Here is a 17995-nt window from a genome sequence, read left to right as displayed (position 1 = left end):
CTAAACCCAACCATAGTTAATATAATGAAACACCAACTCAAATGCTTTGAAATGGTTTTCTAGCTTTTTAGAAAAACAGCAAGTTCTCCTAAATGCTCGCCTGACGAAGGTTCTCAGTCTGGTGTTATTGCCTTCAATACCCACAGTAAAGCGTTTACCAACTTGTTTTAAAGAGTGCTTAAAGGCAGTTAAAAAGCTATCCCAATCATCACAAGCAATTTTGTTGAAAGTAATGCCTAGTTGGGTAAGTTGTATTTTGAGTTTTTTGGCAGTAGCAAGGTTTCGTTTGCCCCACACAAAAGCAACAATCTCACCTGTGCCTTTGTCATAAGCATAGATGAGCCAAACTTTGTTTTTCTTGTTACCAACATAAGTCCAAAACTCATCTACTTCTAAGGTGTCGTAATGTTGTTGTTTGGGTTTGATTTTGTGGTTGCTGTTTGTGAGTACACTTAGCACCTTTGCTTTGCTCACTTGTTCAATTACCACAATATCTGCAATGCTACCACGAGCAAGCATTAAGCGTATTTTGTTGTCTATGTGCGAATAACAGCCCTTGTAGCTTAGTTCTGACTGTTGGACAAACTGTCTGTGGCAATTTTTACAAAAATAATTTTGTTTGCCATAGCTTTTTACGCCATTTTTCTTTATACTATGACATAGGCAACTTGGGCAAGTAATGGTAATTGTCGTCTTCATAACCGTAAATTACCACTGTTTGGTTAAGTTGTCTTTTTAGTTTTTGTTACAGCATACTTTTTGAACCACTGCCAATGATTTATAATTTGTTATAATCTAACCAAATCAACTCTCAACACTTTATCCAACCTCAAGAATATCAAGCAATACAAGGAGCTTTTTTATGAACAATATTGAATACACCCCACCCACCGATGAGGCGATTATAGAGGAGCTAAAAAAGGCAGAAGATAAGATTTTATGGCAAAAACAGACAGGCGATATTTATGCCAAACTGTCGTTTATCATTTTGGTTTATTTTAAAAATGATAATAGCCCAGAAAAAAAATTAAAAACAATCAACCTATTAGAACGGTTTAAAGCTCGCTATCCGATGAAAGCTCATTTTAAAAAAGGCTCAAGAGGTTTTGTGAAATTAACTGATAAAAGTTTTGAGAGTACTAAGGCTAAATTTTTGGCGTTTGAAAATTATAGAGAAGCCATCGAGTGGCACCTTACTTCCAATACCTCAGGCGAGTTTGCCGAAGATTATTTTATTGGGACACTGGCAGACCATTTTTTTAGCTATCTAAAAATTCATCTGCCTGTAAGCTTACTTTATAATGCAGAGGGTAGAGCCGAGATTTTGGGTTGGGTGGATGATGTGCTTGGTACTTATGATGGTGAGCTGTTTCACGGCTATGCAGGACTTAGTACAAGATTACCCTACGACAGACACCCTTATGCATATTATGAGGCGGATGTTGCCAGAGAGTACTGGGGCATTACCGCAGATGGTTCAGCATTTTCAACCAGTGATTGGTATCGTGGCATTCGCAGCATCAGCTGGCTTAGCTTTATCGGACAGCCCTTTGTGGACAAAGTACTAGAACAGCCTTATTATGCCCAAACGCTTAAAGCCTACCCACAGGTTGAGGTAAAGAGCGTAGGACAAACCATGGTCATCCAAGCTGGCAGCTTACCTAGAGTTGCCAACAAACATCAGCCCCTACCTCTTGCTTATGTCGTGGCAGCTCATTTAACACGCCCCATTCAAACACCCCATACACAATATGGCAGTGGTGCATTTTTTTGGATTGATGCGTATTATTGGTTAAGGCGTTGGGATAATGATAACTTTGAACAAGGGGTGTTAAACCCCAAGGGCAATAAGCCAAATTTGGTGCCCATCTTTGGGCAATCGTTTAGTCATCATCCTTATCACATTGTGCCACACAGTGGGATGTGGCAACCTGTGGATTTTGTCTTTGGCGAGGGCGAATGGCAAAGTATGTATCTACAACAAGGCATGCCCTTTCCAGAAAAAGGAGTGTATCTGTATCTTGAAAGTGGCAAAAAAAGTTTGCATAATGCAATCGATTGGCGTCTTATTAGCCGAGAGGATGGCGGTGAGACTGTTATGCCCAATCCGTTATAGGGGCGGAAGATGAGTCGGTACATTACTAGGGTTAAGAACGACCCAGAGTATGCCTTGGTGGATGCCCCTGACAAGGGCTATATTTGGGTGAAGTGTGATTTTGTCTTAAAGCACATGAAAGGCATTAATATCCCTTTGCCTACTGAGAATAAAAAAGAGTTTCGCAGCTTTCAAGCGGCGTTTCATCTGCTTATCAAACTAGACCAAGAGCACGCTGATTACCGATGGCATTATAAGTCGGAGGTCACATTTAGCGTGCCTGACCCTGACTTGAGAGAGACCAACCCCATCCCCGCCATTCCTCATCTCACCCAAAACAGAGCAAAAGGACGAGACTCATCTAAGGGCTATAACCGCCGTCATACCAATGGTTGGAATAGTCGGTTGGTCTATAAAGAGGGGGTGGCACCAAACGCCTATCGCCGTCGCCCTGATTTGATTATTGTTGAGAACCCTGAGCGTCGCTGGCCGGGGGGCGAAGTTTCTGCTGAGTATAGTGTGTATAACCAAGATTATGCCGATAACATCAAGCGTGTGGTAGAAATGAAATTCCCCAACGATTCTTTATCTGAAGGACAAGAAAAGGACTACCAATACATTGCAGGCAAAGGCAGATTCTCCGTTCTGCACATCACAGAGGATGATAACTGGCAGGAACAGGAAGATGCTGATTATGCCTTTTCGCCAGAATTGGTGCCCATCTTTGCCAAAGAGCGTCTGCCTGATGCTTATAAACTTGAGCAATGGGTGTTTGAAAATCTGCCTGTCATTGATTTACTGGGTGATGTCAAATACAGTCGCCAAGAACTTGAGATGTCTGTTAGTAAACAGACAGTTGATGAGCTAGAAAACTTGGCACCGTGGCTGTTTAAAGATGTAGAACTTGTTATTTCAGAAAATGGCAATGGTGTTTATATTGATACTCAAACGGGGCAAGCGATTACAATAATTAGCAAAAAAGATTTAGACGATGCAGCTGAATATCTGATGAATGATATGGATGTACCAACATCTATCGTACCAACCAAATCCAATGAAATTGAACCTGTATCATCGTGTAGCTTGGAGAATAATTTGCCATGCGTGGAGCTTGAACCAGAAATCATTACAATACAAAGACCAAAACCATCTGCATTTCCTGTGTTAACCACAACAGATAAGGTTATTTTAGCACTAGAGATTGGTGCAACATTGGCATTGCTTATCCCGGGTGTCAATGTTGCTGCTGCACCATTGCGAGCAGGGTTGTTTCTACTTAGAATGGGCATAATGTCCAAACGAGCCAATCAGGTCAGAAGAACTGCTAAAATTTTTGGTCATTAAAAAACCAAGCAATCACACTTGCCCTAATCATAACTTTAAGTTGTCTCCAAAGTGTCTGAATTCGGGCACTTTCCATAAATAGTGCAGCCCCCTTGACCCCCCTCCCACCTCCCATGCTAAAATCCAATCACTCCTAAATCATTCTCATTAACCCCACCTAACCATTCAATCATTCAATAAGGACATCCCATGAACCATCGTGCTCATCTACACTCTGTTTATCTGCCCAAAAGTGTATCTGGCACGCCTTATCTATGGTTCGACAGCTTACAAGGGGTAGAGAGTATCAACGGACTGTTTGAATACAAACTCATCGTCAAAGCCAAAGACGAACATGGCAACCCTGCCCATGGTATAGAGGGGCTAGAAGGTTATGTCAGTTTTGAAGCTTATCATGGCAGTATCATCCACCCCAAAGAGGGTACCCCCCACCAAGGCACCACCTCCTACCAAAGCGTCGCCTCTCACTTAGACCTAAGCTCCCTCATCGGCACGCCCTTAGGCATATCCCTTGACTTAAATGACAAACACCCCATCGATGATAGAACCATCACAGGACAAGTCACAAGACATGGCATCATCACCAGCTGTGCCAAACTCACCACACACAACAGGCATGCCGTCTATGAACTCACCTTATCTCCATGGACTTACCTACTCACCAAAACAAATAACTACCACATCCACCAACACAAATCCATCCCACAAATCATCGAAGAGGTGTTATCCTGCTACCCTTATCCTTGGCAGTTTGAACTCATCCATGACTATCCTGAACAAGACTACCAAACCCAATATGACGAATCAGACTACGCATTCATCACTCGCCTCATGAGTGAGCATGGCATCAGCTTTTACTTTGAACACACCAAAGACAATCACACCCTAATCATCACCGACCATGTCAGTCACCTAAAAAGACACGCCAATCCCTTTTATGACACCTTGACGCTCTATCCACCCAATCAGCGTATGCCAGAGTATGCTGAATACCTAGAACACTTTAACCCCAAAAGCAGACTGACCTGTGCCCAAAGTCTCTTATCTGATTATCAGTTTAAAACCCCTAATGAACCCCTAATGGCTCATGATACCATAAAAGGGGTGCAAACTGACACACACAAACCACATCAGGCACTCATCCATCACCTACAACGCTATGAATGGCATCAAGGCAGACGAGCGGGGGGTGATGAGCTGGCCACAAAAAACGAACAGCTTATCGCCTCTTATCGGCATCAAAGCCTAAGTGCCACCGCACATGGCAGACTAAAGGGCATACAGGTTGCCCATTTATTTACCCTAACAGGTCACCCTCATCAAAGCATGAATACCGACTGGGTTGTCTACGCCTTACAGATGAGCATCAAACCCATCGATGAAGACAACAACACCCATCAGTACTATACCGCTGATACAAGCTTTACCGCATACCCTGCCACACATCCGCTTGTGCCCACAACCCCCTGCCCAAGACCCATTGCCCGTACCCAAACCGCCACTGTCGTCGCCCCAGAAGGTGAAGAGATACACACCGACCAATACGGTCGCATCAAAGTCAAGTTTCACTGGGATAAACCCACACTCACCCAAAGACACCTTGTAGACAATCGCACCGGTGATGACAAAGATGACCTAAGTCAGATAAACACCTGCTATCTTCGTGTCGCCAGTACCTGGGCAGGAGATCACTATGGGCACATTGCACTACCCAGAGCAGGCCAAGAGGTCATCATTGACTTCTTTGGAGGCAATCCTGACATGCCCTATGTGGCAGGCTCTTTGACCAATCCAAACAACATGCCTCTATACACCCTCCCTCATGAAAAAGTCCTCTCTGGCATCCGCTCCAAAGAGTATGGGGGAGACAAATCCAACCAACTCATCATGGATGACACTAAAGACAAACTGCAAACCCACCTAAAATCCGACCACCTACACACCGAGATTAACCTAGGACACATCAGACGTCTTACCACCCCCCAAGGACGAGGTGAATACCGAGGCGAGGGCTTTGAGGTGAGAACTGATGGACATGGGGTGGTAAGAGCAGATAAAGGTGTGGTGATTACCACGCATGGGAGGCCACATGCCACAAGTCACATCAAAGACATCAAAGAGACCACAAGTCAATTAGAACAAGCCACAAGCACCCACTCATCACTCATACAAAGTAGCATCCAAGCACAATGCGAAGAGCGAGCCTTGGATAATACCCTCATGCCCACCTTAGATGGGCTTAACACAAGCATGACAGGTAGGGAGATCAATGACCATCATGCCCATGTCAATCACCACGATGACGACTTAGATGACACCCTAAGTCATCCAGAGCTGTCAAACCCACACATCGTCCTTAGCTCACTGGCGGGCATGACCTTAACTGCCAAACAAAACATTCACATCACCACCGACAACAACCTTGCCATCACCACAAACAAAGACCTAAGCCTTGCCACCACCTCAAAGTACAATCTAACCGTCCAAAACGGCATCAGAGTCTTTGTCCAAACAGGAGGTATTAAACACTACACCGCCAAAGACGACATAGAACTACAAGCCCAACAAGGCAACATCAAACACATCGCCAAAGACAACATAGAGATTATCTCAACAGAAGGTAAAATCCAAATCACAAGCCCCACTCAATTATCCATCAACATCTGTGGTTCTGAGTTTAAAATGAACGAACAAGGCGTGTTTATCACAACACCTGGGGTGTTTAGGGTTAAGAGCAATGAGAAGGTGATGGAGGGGGGTGAGTATGTGGGGTATGAGGTGCCAGAATTACCTGATATACAGATTGGTGATTACTCTGAAGGCTTTCATGTTGCTGATAAAGAGACTCAAAGACCGCTATCCAATCAAACTTTTTGGATTAGACGATCAAATGGAAAAATTCAAAAAATCAATACAGATGCCAAGGGTTTAACAGGTATGATAAAATCTGAAGAAGCTGAAGAAGTAACATTAATGGTTTCTATACCTTTGGAACCATTAATTGATTAATGTGCATTTATAGAGAGTTAATTATGAGTGATAATATATTTTACTTTACTAAAGATGATGCAACCATTAATAAAGATGGTAGCATCAATATATCAGGAAAAAAATCTGATGGCACAATTATTAATATAAAGTGTAGTGCTCAGGATTTATGTACTGCAACTTTAAAACCTAATAATAAAAACAGTAAGATATCAACCACAACTAATTTTTTCAAACTAACAGATATACCCAATGTGATGGAAAGTAAAGGGTGGGTACAAGCGGCTTTTTTGCAAAGAAAGTGGTTCAATGATTCTAATTTAGAAATGACTTTATCGGATAAAAGAGGAGGTTGGGGTAATTCAAATCCAAAACTTGATTATTATAACCCTAGTAGATTTAATCATGAATGGCTATCAAAATTTCCACGCTATAATCAAGCATTAAATAATCTAATTGCAAATTTATTAACAGAAAAATCAAAAAAAGTTATTATTAAATCATTAAAAAAACTATCTTTTTCCCCTTTTAATTTTGAGGATTCTGACACTTATGAGTTCTCGAGTTCTTACTATAGAGGAGCTGATATAGAATTATTAAAATCATTCCATAGAGATTGGCAAATACAAAGGGAGGCAATTGATAATTCTTTCCCTGCAAAATCAGCAACATATATATCCAACTCTCTTAACATTGATGATTTATGGGCTGCATTTGGAGCGTTCAATATCTATGCGTCTATTGGAGATTATAGTGTTTCTTATATTAAGAGTAATGATAGCTATAAAATAAACATAAAATCCATATATTGTTATGCAATAGACAGCTACGATTTTATTATTGATGGAAATAAGGGAAAAGGAGACTATTTAGGTCATTGGAATAAAAATGATATGACTTTTTCCTTATATGATAAAGATGATATTAAAAACAGCATGATGACCGTTGTCGTTGATGATACAGGAACAACGGAAAAGTATTTTATTCCCGAGAAATTATTTTTTCCAATTTTTAATCAGCACTATCAACTTTATCGTAAAAAACATAATAAAGGCAAAGATATGGTGATTTGGACAAAACCACATTTAATAAAACTTGAATCTAACAAAAATTCATTTTTTCAGATAAGTAAGAAAGAAGTGGATAAAATATTAGGAGGATAAGAATGAATAAATCAAGAATTTTTATATTATTAATTTCATTAATATTTGTTGCCATGGCATGGTTTTCTGTTTATATTGTTTACTATTTTCAAGCACAAAAAATAATGAAAGAAGTTAATTTAAATAATTTTGATGACAGGTGTTATGGTATGTCAACATTGGAATTTAGATGGTCAGAAAAAATAAAAAAAGAACATCTGTTTTTTAGTTGTCATCTGACATTTTATGGCAGTAATTTTTACTCTTTAGTGTTTTTTTATAGTCCTAAAGAGAAAAAGGTGGTAGACTACCTAATGATAAATAATTTTTATCAAGAGGATATTTTTGATGCAGATTATATGAAGTTGTGTTTTACTTGGAAGGATAAAAAAGATGAATTGAGAGTTATGCATGAACAGTGTGAGGTAGTGTTAGAGGATTCTTATTTTTTTCAAGAGCAATACAAACTCCAATTTATTCTTATATAGAGCAGGAGTAAATATACACTCTGCAAAATGAAAAAGTACTACGTTTGCAGTTCATAGTAAGGTTTGTCAAACAATAACGAAAACTGACCTTTCTATAAGCTCGAGTGAATGATTTCCGTAGCAAAATTCAATTTTGTTAGTTGTACTCTTTGTTTATAATAATGGCAAGTTATCGGTCGGTAGGATAAATTGATATTAATACAAGCTCGTCAACGACAAAGACCACGAACCAGACCACACCCCAACCTTTCATTGGACGGACGCAGATATTGATAAATCCATCAATACCCGTGTTGCCAATGCCAACAAACCAAAAACTCAAGCTAAACAAGCAAAATAATCCGATTAACACCAACCTAGGAGCATATCATGCCAAACGCCTTTATCCAAAAACGCCGTCAGAAGTTTATGACCAAGGATTATTATGAAAAAATGAAAGAATACTATGATGATGTTGTTGATTACAGTATACAAGACCAAAACCATTATGTGGATGAATTTAATTTCTTGTCTGTGGATTTACAGCCAGACTGGATAATCCTATTTGATGTATATTACGGACAACTCCTACTTGCCTATACCGCAGGTGATGACATCAAGACTCTGATTCCTTATCTATACAAATGTATCGAATGCAAAGAAAATGAAGCTGCCGCCATTGCCAAACATCATTATGATGAAGGCAGTCTACCAAGTGTTTTAGGTTCTAATTCTGACAAAGTCTTACAATTTATCAGTCTAGCCTATTTGTTAGATTGCCGTGATTTATTACCTAAAATTAAGCTGTTGGCAGAAGGTCAAAACCAAGATGTCTTTGATGCCACCGATGCAATGACTGACCGTTTGTTTAGAATCAGTGGTCTTGTGCAAGAAGTGCGAGCTGGCAATGTGGACGGTGGTTTATACAACAACCCTTGGTATACGATTATCTGTGACTGCCTAGATGATTTATATCACAACACAGGCAACACCCAAAAAATCAAAGACGCCATCATCGATGAGCTAAGACAAAACCTAGAAGAATGGTACGAATACCACAATGATAAGCTATGGCATAACAGCCATCTTAGAATGGAAGATGAATACGGCTATTTTGGCTACTGGGAATTTGTGCCAGCATGCCTTGTCTATCTTTTTGATTTGGACGATACACCCTTGCACAAATTCATCCATTACCCCAAAGATTTGGTGGCGTGGGCAAGACAAAACAGTCCTAAGCCAACACCAACCACCCCACCCAAATATGATGAAACCTGCATCATCCAAGAAGGACAACCTGCTACTGTATCAGGTTATTACCAAGACCGCATGACTAAAAAAATCATCTACCTAAACATCGGTGATGTATCACCCATTTACCCAACCCCAAGCCACTTATCTAAATCACAGGCTTATGTTTGGTGCAAACTCACAGAGCATGGCATCAGTCTCATCCCAGAAGAAATCCTCGCCAATGCAAAAAAATAATCCGTTAAACACACCCCAAAAAACACAGCTTCTAGCTGTGTTTTTTCACCCCCCCCCTTGACCCCCTCCCACCTCCCATGCTAAAATCCAATCACTCCTAAATCATTCTCATTAACCCCACCTAACCATTCAATCATTCAATAAGGACATCCCATGAACCATCGTGCTCATCTACACTCTGTTTATCTGCCCAAAAGTGTATCTGGCACGCCTTATCTATGGTTCGACAGCTTACAAGGGGTAGAGAGTATCAACGGACTGTTTGAATACAAACTCATCGTCAAAGCCAAAGACGAACATGGCAACCCTGCCCATGGTATAGAGGGGCTAGAAGGTTATGTCAGTTTTGAAGCTTATCATGGCAGTATCATCCACCCCAAAGAGGGTACCCCCCACCAAGGCACCACCTCCTACCAAAGCGTCGCCTCTCACTTAGACCTAAGCTCCCTCATCGGCACGCCCTTAGGCATATCCCTTGACTTAAATGACAAACACCCCATCGATGATAGAACCATCACAGGACAAGTCACAAGACATGGCATCATCACCAGCTGTGCCAAACTCACCACACACAACAGGCATGCCGTCTATGAACTCACCTTATCTCCATGGACTTACCTACTCACCAAAACAAATAACTACCACATCCACCAACACAAATCCATCCCACAAATCATCGAAGAGGTGTTATCCTGCTACCCTTATCCTTGGCAGTTTGAACTCATCCATGACTATCCTGAACAAGACTACCAAACCCAATATGACGAATCAGACTACGCATTCATCACTCGCCTCATGAGTGAGCATGGCATCAGCTTTTACTTTGAACACACCAAAGACAATCACACCCTAATCATCACCGACCATGTCAGTCACCTAAAAAGACACGCCAATCCCTTTTATGACACCTTGACGCTCTATCCACCCAATCAGCGTATGCCAGAGTATGCTGAATACCTAGAACACTTTAACCCCAAAAGCAGACTGACCTGTGCCCAAAGTCTCTTATCTGATTATCAGTTTAAAACCCCTAATGAACCCCTAATGGCTCATGATACCATAAAAGGGGTGCAAACTGACACACACAAACCACATCAGGCACTCATCCATCACCTACAACGCTATGAATGGCATCAAGGCAGACGAGCGGGGGGTGATGAGCTGGCCACAAAAAACGAACAGCTTATCGCCTCTTATCGGCATCAAAGCCTAAGTGCCACCGCACATGGCAGACTAAAGGGCATACAGGTTGCCCATTTATTTACCCTAACAGGTCACCCTCATCAAAGCATGAATACCGACTGGGTTGTCTACGCCTTACAGATGAGCATCAAACCCATCGATGAAGACAACAACACCCATCAGTACTATACCGCTGATACAAGCTTTACCGCATACCCTGCCACACATCCGCTTGTGCCCACAACCCCCTGCCCAAGACCCATTGCCCGTACCCAAACCGCCACTGTCGTCGCCCCAGAAGGTGAAGAGATACACACCGACCAATACGGTCGCATCAAAGTCAAGTTTCACTGGGATAAACCCACACTCACCCAAAGACACCTTGTAGACAATCGCACCGGTGATGACAAAGATGACCTAAGTCAGATAAACACCTGCTATCTTCGTGTCGCCAGTACCTGGGCAGGAGATCACTATGGGCACATTGCACTACCCAGAGCAGGCCAAGAGGTCATCATTGACTTCTTTGGAGGCAATCCTGACATGCCCTATGTGGCAGGCTCTTTGACCAATCCAAACAACATGCCTCTATACACCCTCCCTCATGAAAAAGTCCTCTCTGGCATCCGCTCCAAAGAGTATGGGGGAGACAAATCCAACCAACTCATCATGGATGACACTAAAGACAAACTGCAAACCCACCTAAAATCCGACCACCTACACACCGAGATTAACCTAGGACACATCAGACGTCTTACCACCCCCCAAGGACGAGGTGAATACCGAGGCGAGGGCTTTGAGGTGAGAACTGATGGACATGGGGTGGTAAGAGCAGATAAAGGTGTGGTGATTACCACGCATGGGAGGCAGGGGACGGTGGGGCATGTGAAGGATGTGGGGGAGTCTTCTGAATCTTTAATGGTTTCTCATCAAATTCATAAGTCTTTTTTAAAACTCTCGGCATCTCATGATGTTAATGAATCATCATTAGACATTGACGTGGAAGAATCATTTAAGCAGGACTTAGATGGCCTTATGGGCAACAACATCATCAAGGACGAGTTGCACGAAAGTGAGTTGGACGATGAAGACAATAGTCAAATACACCCTGAACTATCCTCTGCCCAGTTGCTGTTATCATCAAAAGACAGTACCATACTATCATCACAAAACAACATTAATATCGCAAGCCAAAAAAATACCACATTAACCACACAAGGAACATTGAGCATTGCCAGTGCAAAAAACTTATTAACAAACATTGCACAGGGGTTAAGGGTGTTGGTACAAAACTTAGGTATAAAGCTATTTACTGCTCGTGGTAAAATTCAAATTCAAGCCCAAAGCGATGATATAGAAATCATTGCAGAGCAAGTACTAAAATTAATCAGTGCCAAAAACAACATTGAGATTGTCGCTGATAAAGAAATCATCTTAACTTCCAATGGCAGTTATATCAAGATAGATAAAGAGGGGGTGGAGATAGGCTCGCCTAAAAAGATTAAGCTACATTCATCTGTGGAGGTGTTGGGGGGTAATTCCCTAAATTATGCTCTGCCAGAATTTCATATGACCCACGATGAGGCGTTTAGATTATTGGATGATAATAACGACCCTATTGTTGGATTTAAATACAAAATCATCACCCCAAATGGTACCGTTTATCGTGGAAAAACAGATGATGAAGGCTATACTATGCGAATCAACACAGGATTTAGCAGTGAAGAAATTTTCATTTATCAGGATTTGGATGATGAGAGAAATGAAGAAAATTAAGTTGCATTTTTATATAAGGTATGCCTATGAAGCAAAAAATTCCTAAAAATCTCAAATTTGTTTTGGTAGGTTTAGGGCTGTTAGCAATTGTTATTTTTTTTGGTTATAAGAGGTATCAGATGATGGACAAAGCTGAGTATAGCGTGAATTTCGACTCTGTCTATTCTTATAATATAGGCAATAATCGTAAGCATTCAAAACTGTTTAATAAAGATGGTAAGCCCTTTTTTTGGTTTGGGTATATGGAGCAAGGGACAGGGGGTGCACCGAATAGTTTTATACCCCAACCCAAAACTTACGACACTTGGGACATTCCTGCTCGTGTGGAGTTATTATTATATTCTTCTACCGATGATCAGTTTTATGAGTTAAAAACCGATTTGCCTTATGAGCGGATTAAGGCGATGTTTAAGGAGACTGTTCCACAAATAATGTATGCAGATAAATATTTTCCCCTAAAAACAGGTCGCAGGTACGAACATTTAGTCTTTTGGTTTGCCCCTAAGGGCAAAATCTATCTGTATATCTCAGGCTATGAAGCAAGACTGATTGGCACCTATCAAGCCACACCCATTGACTATGATTGGTGGCAAGATACGTTAGAAGATGCCACTTATCCTCCAGAAATTGAAGCCTTACAGCGGGGAGAGCGGTGCTATCAAACTTATGCTACGAAGGGTACGGACATCTGTTATGAAATTGCAGACCGAGAAACTTCTGCCAGAAATTATAAGTTAGGAGAAGAATACAAAGACTTTCAAGAAAAGGCACATCTGTATTACAACGAAGGGTTTTTTGATCCTGTACAAGTGCATTTTAAGCTGACGGGTCGCAATGCCAAATTGCTTGCTTATAGAACCAATCTGTTGAATGGCGAAGAATTCATTATCCATAAACCAGAAGAACACACCGAACCCTTTAAATCCATTCCTGTGGTGTTTGTGCTACGCTTTGCCATAGATGACAAGCCTTACGAGTTGCTACTCAATTTATCGGGCGATATGTTTGGTACTGGGGGAAGCGATCGTTCCTCAGAATATTACCAATACTGGCAAGACAATTTTGATATGTCCAAACCTGTGGAGATTGAAGTGGAGCTTGTCAATGATGAACTTCTTAAAGTTTGGTTTAAACAAGGCGACAAAAAACTGTTATCAGAAGTGGCTTATGTAGAAGAGTTTGATAAATTTTAATATTAAATTTGAGGATAATTATGGCAAATTACAATCAAGATGGCGGTTCTACCATCAAAAAAGCAGGTACAAGCCCAATAGGAAATGGTACCACCACCAAACCTACCAACACCAGTAAGGATGTGAAGTTAAAAACCATAACGATTCATATCTTCTTTGATGGTACAGGTAATAATATTTATAACTCAGCCGCTCATAGAGACCCTGAGTTAAAACACTTGGATAGACCAAGTCAAAGAAGCTATACCAATTATTATTCTAACATTGCTTTATTGTTTGAGATGATGGAAGCTGATGGCAACAATGTTATTAAACTGTATGTAGAGGGTTCTGGTACCACCCAGTATAAAAATGATGATAGTCAAGGCTTGGGTTTAGCGACAGGGTCTAGCGGACGAACCACTCGTCGTAATTCTTTGACAAGTCAACTACACAGAATGGTTCAAAAGACAAATATAGAACCTGCAAATATTATTTTTAATGTTTATGGATTTAGTCGTGGAGCGGCTTGGGCGAGACATTTTTGTAGCCATATAAAACAAACAGAAACATTCAAAAGAAGCAAAATTAACTTCGTTGGGATATTAGATACCGTCTCATCTGACGATGTTAAACATTATAATGATGTTAAAGAATTAGGTCTAGACATCGGCAAACCCCAAGACATTAACTATATTTTTCATTTGACTGCCCAAAACGATTACCGCTATCATTTTCCTCTAACCCAAATCAAGGGGGCAATCAAAGATGGTATTGGCTTTGAGTGTAGCCTACCTGGGGCTCATTCAGACATTGGGGGAGGGTATCCAGAGGAATACAGGGAAGTCAGTAGAAAATTGACCACTGACTACCGTCAGGATAAAGAGTATATTGATTATAATTGGTTTGTAAGTAAAGGCTATTATACTAAAAAGCAGTTAACTGAAAAACCAGTGACAGGTCGCACCGCCCAAGAACATGGTCGCCTTATGCAAGTCTACGCAAAGAGAACCGTCAAATTTCACTATCAATTTATTTGTTTTGAAATCTTAAAAGCGGTAGCTATTAAAAAAGCAGGGTATAGGGCTAGAAAATATCATTCCGCTTCAAACCCACAAAACAAAAATAAAAAAGAACACGATGCCATGAAAAACATTGATAAATATTTAAATGAGATGAAATCCGATAAAATCTTAAACGCCTTTTATAATAAATGTTACAACTACATTTTAACAAACTACACTAAAAAAGGTGGTGGATATGCAGTACCATTATTAAATGATAGCGATATGAAATATATCTATGGTACTTACATTCATAATTCTTTGGAGTATGGGGATATCGCCAACAAAGGTGGTGAAAACAATAAAATCAATGGTAATTCTAGCCAGCCAACAAGACCAATGGTTATTGACGGGTTTAGGTAATAACTGTTAACATGGAAGAAACCGTTATGGATAAGCATTGCTTGCCACCAACGGTTTTCTTTGCGGTGTTATTTTAAGAGTACCCCCCCCCTTGACCCCTCCCACCTCCCATGCTACAATCAAATCATTCTCATTAACCCTGCATGTCTGTTCAACACAGCCCAGAAATATATACCACACACATCACACACATGACATCTTGCCCATAAGGAGATACCCCCATGAACCATCGTGCTCATCTACACTCTGTTTATCTGCCCAAAAGTGTATCTGGCACGCCTTATCTATGGTTCGACAGCTTACAAGGGGTAGAGAGTATCAACGGACTGTTTGAATACAAACTCATCGTCAAAGCCAAAGACGAACATGGCAACCCTGCCCATGGTATAGAGGGGCTAGAAGGTTATGTCAGTTTTGAAGCTTATCATGGCAGTATCATCCACCCCAAAGAGGGTACCCCCCACCAAGGCACCACCTCCTACCAAAGCGTCGCCTCTCACTTAGACCTAAGCTCCCTCATCGGCACGCCCTTAGGCATATCCCTTGACTTAAATGACAAACACCCCATCGATGATAGAACCATCACAGGACAAGTCACAAGACATGGCATCATCACCAGCTGTGCCAAACTCACCACACACAACAGGCATGCCGTCTATGAACTCACCTTATCTCCATGGACTTACCTACTCACCAAAACAAATAACTACCACATCCACCAACACAAATCCATCCCACAAATCATCGAAGAGGTGTTATCCTGCTACCCTTATCCTTGGCAGTTTGAACTCATCCATGACTATCCTGAACAAGACTACCAAACCCAATATGACGAATCAGACTACGCATTCATCACTCGCCTCATGAGTGAGCATGGCATCAGCTTTTACTTTGAACACACCAAAGACAATCACACCCTAATCATCACCGACCATGTCAGTCACCTAAAAAGACACGCCAATCCCTTTTATGACACCTTGACGCTCTATCCACCCAATCAGCGTATGCCAGAGTATGCTGAATACCTAGAACACTTTAACCCCAAAAGCAGACTGACCTGTGCCCAAAGTCTCTTATCTGATTATCAGTTTAAAACCCCTAATGAACCCCTAATGGCTCATGATACCATAAAAGGGGTGCAAACTGACACACACAAACCACATCAGGCACTCATCCATCACCTACAACGCTATGAATGGCATCAAGGCAGACGAGCGGGGGGTGATGAGCTGGCCACAAAAAACGAACAGCTTATCGCCTCTTATCGGCATCAAAGCCTAAGTGCCACCGCACATGGCAGACTAAAGGGCATACAGGTTGCCCATTTATTTACCCTAACAGGTCACCCTCATCAAAGCATGAATACCGACTGGGTTGTCTACGCCTTACAGATGAGCATCAAACCCATCGATGAAGACAACAACACCCATCAGTACTATACCGCTGATACAAGCTTTACCGCATACCCTGCCACACATCCGCTTGTGCCCACAACCCCCTGCCCAAGACCCATTGCCCGTACCCAAACCGCCACTGTCGTCGCCCCAGAAGGTGAAGAGATACACACCGACCAATACGGTCGCATCAAAGTCAAGTTTCACTGGGATAAACCCACACTCACCCAAAGACACCTTGTAGACAATCGCACCGGTGATGACAAAGATGACCTAAGTCAGATAAACACCTGCTATCTTCGTGTCGCCAGTACCTGGGCAGGAGATCACTATGGGCACATTGCACTACCCAGAGCAGGCCAAGAGGTCATCATTGACTTCTTTGGAGGCAATCCTGACATGCCCTATGTGGCAGGCTCTTTGACCAATCCAAACAACATGCCTCTATACACCCTCCCTCATGAAAAAGTCCTCTCTGGCATCCGCTCCAAAGAGTATGGGGGAGACAAATCCAACCAACTCATCATGGATGACACTAAAGACAAACTGCAAACCCACCTAAAATCCGACCACCTACACACCGAGATTAACCTAGGACACATCAGACGTCTTACCACCCCCCAAGGACGAGGTGAATACCGAGGCGAGGGCTTTGAGGTGAGAACTGATGGACATGGGGTGGTAAGAGCAGATAAAGGTGTGGTGATTACCACGCATGGGAGGCCACATGCCACAAGTCACATCAAAGACATCAAAGAGACCACAAGTCAATTAGAACAAGCCACAAGCACCCACTCATCACTCATACAAAGTAGCATCCAAGCACAATGCGAAGAGCGAGCCTTGGATAATACCCTCATGCCCACCTTAGATGGGCTTAACACAAGCATGACAGGTAGGGAGATCAATGACCATCATGCCCATGTCAATCACCACGATGACGACTTAGATGACACCCTAAGTCATCCAGAGCTGTCAAACCCACACATCGTCCTTAGCTCACTGGCGGGCATGACCTTAACTGCCAAACAAAACATTCACATCACCACCGACAACAACCTTGCCATCACCACAAACAAAGACCTAAGCCTTGCCACCACCTCAAAGTACAATCTAACCGTCCAAAACGGCATCAGAGTCTTTGTCCAAACAGGAGGTATTAAACACTACACCGCCAAAGACGACATAGAACTACAAGCCCAACAAGGCAACATCAAACACATCGCCAAAGACAACATAGAGATTATCTCAACAGAAGGTAAAATCCAAATCACAAGCCCCACTCAATTATCCATCAACATCTGTGGTTCTGAGTTTAAAATGAACGAACAAGGCGTGTTTATCACAACACCTGGGGTGTTTAGGGTTAAGAGCAATGAGAAGGTGATGGAGGGGTGAGTATGTGGGTATGAGTGCCGAGGTTGCCACAATCCGACCCAAAAAAACGACCAAAAAGGCTTTGTTCTGATTGATGAGACTACGCAAAAAGCGTTGCCTTTTAGGAATATCGTATTCTTAAT

11 protein-coding genes are annotated in these 17995 nt (G+C 41.8%); 10 read left to right on the top strand and 1 reads right to left on the bottom strand.

Annotated features, from left to right (window positions below; translation table 11 throughout):
* Entirely contained in the window at positions 1-699 is a 699-nt protein-coding gene (locus DX073_RS05570; protein ID WP_115004781.1) for an IS1 family transposase, read from the bottom strand.
* Between the two features lie 163 nt (positions 700-862).
* On the opposite strand from DX073_RS05570, the gene DX073_RS05565 reads away from it, so the two are divergent.
* The 10 genes from DX073_RS05565 (at position 863) to DX073_RS05520 (ending at position 17873) form a co-directional block, all read left to right on the top strand.
* Complete coding sequence (locus DX073_RS05565; protein ID WP_115006483.1) at positions 863-2116, top strand: type VI immunity family protein; 1254 nt, start codon at positions 863-865, stop codon at positions 2114-2116.
* A gap of 9 nt (positions 2117-2125) precedes the next feature.
* Complete coding sequence (locus DX073_RS05560; protein ID WP_115006481.1) at positions 2126-3439, top strand: VRR-NUC domain-containing protein; 1314 nt, start codon at positions 2126-2128, stop codon at positions 3437-3439.
* Positions 3440-3628: 189 nt separating this feature from the next.
* Positions 3629-6448 (top strand): type VI secretion system Vgr family protein, encoded by a 2820-nt coding sequence (locus DX073_RS05555; RefSeq protein ID WP_115006479.1) that lies wholly within the window; start codon positions 3629-3631, stop codon positions 6446-6448.
* Positions 6449-6471: 23 nt separating this feature from the next.
* The gene (locus DX073_RS05550; RefSeq protein WP_147279684.1) at positions 6472-7590 is read left to right on the top strand and encodes a DUF6402 family protein; all 1119 of its coding nucleotides are present in this window, start codon (positions 6472-6474) and stop codon (positions 7588-7590) included.
* A gap of 2 nt (positions 7591-7592) precedes the next feature.
* Positions 7593-8057 (top strand): hypothetical protein, encoded by a 465-nt coding sequence (locus tag DX073_RS05545; protein ID WP_115006425.1) that lies wholly within the window; start codon positions 7593-7595, stop codon positions 8055-8057.
* Positions 8058-8426: 369 nt separating this feature from the next.
* Positions 8427-9524: a PoNe immunity protein domain-containing protein gene (locus DX073_RS05540; protein WP_115006423.1), complete on the top strand. Its 1098-nt coding sequence runs from the start codon at positions 8427-8429 to the stop codon at positions 9522-9524.
* Positions 9525-9677: 153 nt separating this feature from the next.
* Positions 9678-12482, top strand: a complete 2805-nt coding sequence (locus DX073_RS05535; RefSeq protein WP_115006421.1) for a type VI secretion system Vgr family protein — start codon at positions 9678-9680, stop codon at positions 12480-12482.
* Positions 12483-12601: 119 nt separating this feature from the next.
* Positions 12602-13675, top strand: coding sequence for a DUF2931 family protein (locus tag DX073_RS05530; RefSeq protein ID WP_181814382.1), 1074 nt, complete (start codon positions 12602-12604; stop codon positions 13673-13675).
* Between the two features lie 20 nt (positions 13676-13695).
* Positions 13696-15081 (top strand): phospholipase effector Tle1 domain-containing protein, encoded by a 1386-nt coding sequence (locus DX073_RS05525; RefSeq protein WP_115006416.1) that lies wholly within the window; start codon positions 13696-13698, stop codon positions 15079-15081.
* Between the two features lie 221 nt (positions 15082-15302).
* Positions 15303-17873: a type VI secretion system Vgr family protein gene (locus tag DX073_RS05520; RefSeq protein WP_115006414.1), complete on the top strand. Its 2571-nt coding sequence runs from the start codon at positions 15303-15305 to the stop codon at positions 17871-17873.
* Positions 17874-17995 lie beyond the last annotated feature (122 nt).

The sequence above is a fragment of the Moraxella lacunata genome (assembly GCF_900453205.1).
In the GTDB taxonomy this organism is placed as follows: Bacteria; Pseudomonadota; Gammaproteobacteria; order Pseudomonadales; family Moraxellaceae; genus Moraxella; species Moraxella lacunata_B.
Note: the sequence above shows the minus strand (reverse complement) of the source record. Positions and strands in the feature narration are given on the sequence as shown.

Bases quoted from the DNA above. Each gene is read 5' to 3' on its own strand.
- DX073_RS05570 (WP_115004781.1), bottom strand. From the start codon at position 699: ATGAAGACGACAATTACCATTACTTGCCCAAGTTGCCTATGTCATAGT.
- DX073_RS05565 (WP_115006483.1), top strand. From the start codon at position 863: ATGAACAATATTGAATACACCCCACCCACCGATGAGGCGATTATAGAG.
- DX073_RS05560 (WP_115006481.1), top strand. From the start codon at position 2,126: ATGAGTCGGTACATTACTAGGGTTAAGAACGACCCAGAGTATGCCTTG.
- DX073_RS05555 (WP_115006479.1), top strand. From the start codon at position 3,629: ATGAACCATCGTGCTCATCTACACTCTGTTTATCTGCCCAAAAGTGTA.
- DX073_RS05550 (WP_147279684.1), top strand. From the start codon at position 6,472: ATGAGTGATAATATATTTTACTTTACTAAAGATGATGCAACCATTAAT.
- DX073_RS05545 (WP_115006425.1), top strand. From the start codon at position 7,593: ATGAATAAATCAAGAATTTTTATATTATTAATTTCATTAATATTTGTT.
- DX073_RS05540 (WP_115006423.1), top strand. From the start codon at position 8,427: ATGCCAAACGCCTTTATCCAAAAACGCCGTCAGAAGTTTATGACCAAG.
- DX073_RS05535 (WP_115006421.1), top strand. From the start codon at position 9,678: ATGAACCATCGTGCTCATCTACACTCTGTTTATCTGCCCAAAAGTGTA.
- DX073_RS05530 (WP_181814382.1), top strand. From the start codon at position 12,602: ATGATGGACAAAGCTGAGTATAGCGTGAATTTCGACTCTGTCTATTCT.
- DX073_RS05525 (WP_115006416.1), top strand. From the start codon at position 13,696: ATGGCAAATTACAATCAAGATGGCGGTTCTACCATCAAAAAAGCAGGT.
- DX073_RS05520 (WP_115006414.1), top strand. From the start codon at position 15,303: ATGAACCATCGTGCTCATCTACACTCTGTTTATCTGCCCAAAAGTGTA.